Source organism: Deinococcus pimensis DSM 21231, assembly GCF_000519345.1.
Lineage (GTDB): Bacteria > Deinococcota > Deinococci > Deinococcales > Deinococcaceae > Deinococcus_A > Deinococcus_A pimensis.
In genome coordinates this window covers 115,328-117,468 of record NZ_KI912647.1, presented here as the reverse complement: position 1 = coordinate 117,468, position 2,141 = coordinate 115,328, and the positions used below count along the sequence as shown (strand labels likewise).

The 2,141-nt window shown below is 73.5% G+C and carries 3 protein-coding genes; all 3 read left to right on the top strand.

Going from position 1 to position 2,141, the window contains the following annotated elements:
* A partial coding sequence (locus DEIPI_RS31035; protein ID WP_157463647.1) for an ATP-binding cassette domain-containing protein occupies positions 1 to 478 on the top strand: 478 nt, incomplete at its 5' end.
* Between the two features lies 1 nt (position 479).
* The gene (locus DEIPI_RS0113410; RefSeq protein WP_027482100.1) at positions 480 to 824 is read left to right on the top strand and encodes a (2Fe-2S) ferredoxin domain-containing protein; all 345 of its coding nucleotides are present in this window, start codon (positions 480 to 482) and stop codon (positions 822 to 824) included.
* 75 nt (positions 825 to 899) lie between these two features.
* Positions 900 to 2,132, top strand: a complete 1,233-nt coding sequence (locus tag DEIPI_RS0113405; protein ID WP_027482099.1) for an MFS transporter — start codon at positions 900 to 902, stop codon at positions 2,130 to 2,132.
* Positions 2,133 to 2,141: the final 9 nt, after the last annotated feature.

Genomic DNA, 2,141 nt, shown 5'->3' with positions numbered 1-2,141 from the left:
GACGTCGCTGTCGGTCGACGTTCAGGACACGGGTGTGGGGATCGCCGCCGACAAGCTGCCCTGCGCTGCCGTCACCGCCGCGATGGACCGCACCGACACCCGGCGTTTCGAGCACGAGCGCGTCATGGACCTCTCCGGCGGGGAACGTCAGCGCGTCGCGCTCGCGCGGGCACTGGCGGCCACGCCGCGCTTCCTGCTGCTCGACGAGCCCACCAACCACCTCGACGTCGGTCATCAGGTGGAGGCGCTGCGCTACCTGCGCTGCGAGGCCGCCGGGGGACTCGGCGCGGTCGTGGTGCTGCACGACCTCACGCTCGCCGCGCTCGCCGACCGCGTGCTGCTCCTCCACGAGGGCCGCGTCCTCGCGTCGGGCGCGCCCGCCGAGGTGCTCACGCCCGCCCTGTTGGAGCGTGCGTACGGCGTACGTGTCTCCGTCCACGAGATCGCGGGACGACTGCTCGTCGTCCCGGAGGCGTAGCGTGCCCGCCCGGTACTTCAGGACGGCCGGTCACCTGCTGGTGTGCCAGAACGGCAACTGCCGCGCGCGCGGCGCGGACCTGCTGATGCTGGCCCTGACGCGCGCCATGGAGAACGAGAAGCTGATGTACTACAAGGCGGGCGGCAGCGTGCGCCTCACGAGTTCCGGCTGTCTGGGCGCGTGCTCCCACGGGCCCGTCGTGGCCTGCTACCGCGAGCGGGGCGGCGCGCTGGAGCAGGGCTGGTACGAGGGGGTCACGCTGCCCCTCGCGCTGGAGATCGCGCGCGCCGTGCACGAGGGCGCGGACCTCCCCGGGCGGCAGCGCTACGGCCCCGACGAGGACTGAGCCCCGGCGCACAGCATGAAGTCCGCTTGCGCGGCCTCGCACGCGGACTCCACGCGGCGGGACTAGCGTCGGGAGGTGAGCACCGCCGCCTCCCGCCCCGCCCGCGCCCGCACCTTCGAGGCGCTGCGCAACCCCGCCTTCCGCGCGCTGTGGATCGCGCTGCTCGTCAGCGCGCTCGGCACGTGGATGCAGATCGTCTCGCTGAGCCTGCTGGTGCTGCGCGTCACGAAGGACAGCGCCCTCGCGCTGGGCCTCGTGTCGCTCGCGCAGGCCGCGGCGTTCTTCCTGCTGTCCTTCGTGGGCGGCAGTTTCGCCGATCGGCTCGACAAGCGCCGCCTGCTGCTCGTCACGCAGGTGCTGCTCGCCGCGTGCGCCGCCGCCTTCGGGGTGATCGCGGTGACGAACCACGTGTCGCTGCCGCTCATCCTGACGGTCGCGTTCGCGTCGAGCGCGGTGCTGAGCTTCGACCAGCCCGCCCGTTCGGCGCTCGTGCCGATGCTCGTCGCGCCCGAGCAGCTCACGAACGCCGTGGCGCTCCAGTCGGTCGCGTTCAGCGCGGCGTCGGCGGTGGGTCCGGCGCTCGCGGGCTTCCTCGTGGGCGTCCTCGGGCCGGGCGGGATCTTCTTCCTGAACGCCGCGAGCTTCCTGGGGATGCTGGTGGTGCTGTGGCGCCTGAAGGTCCCCGAGGGCGCGCGCGGCGGGGAGCGCCGACCGCTGGGCGAGTCGCTGCGTGAGGCCCTGCGGGCCGTGCGCGCGGACCGGGTGCTGCCCTGGGTGATCCTGGGGTACGGCACGCTGCTCTTCTGCGGGCCGAGCGTGTCGCTGATCCTGCCGCTCTTCTCGCGCACCACCCTGCACCTGAACTCGACCGGGCTGGGCTGGCTCTTCACGGCCACGGGCATCGGGACGATCCTCGGCGGGCTGATCGTGGCGTCCCTCGGGGAGGTGCGGCGCAAGGGGCTGCTGTTCCTCGGCGGGATCGCGCTGTGGGTGGCGGCGCTCGTGGCCTTCGGATTCGCGCGCTCCCTGCTGCCCGCGATGCTCGCGCTCTTCGCGTTCGGGCTGGGCCTCAACGCCGTGCAGTCCACCGCGATCACGCTGATGCAGTCCCGGGTGGAGCGCGCCATGCGCGGACGCCTCATGAGCGTGAACACCCTGCTGATGATGGGGCTGCGGCCCCTCGGGGACTTCCCGGCGGGCGCGCTCGCCGGAATCATCGGGCCGCCCGGCGTGGTGTGGCTCGGCGCGGGCATCGTGGGGGCGGTGGCGCTGCTGCTGGCCTCCCGCAGGCCGCTGCGGGAGGTGTAGGCGGTGCGG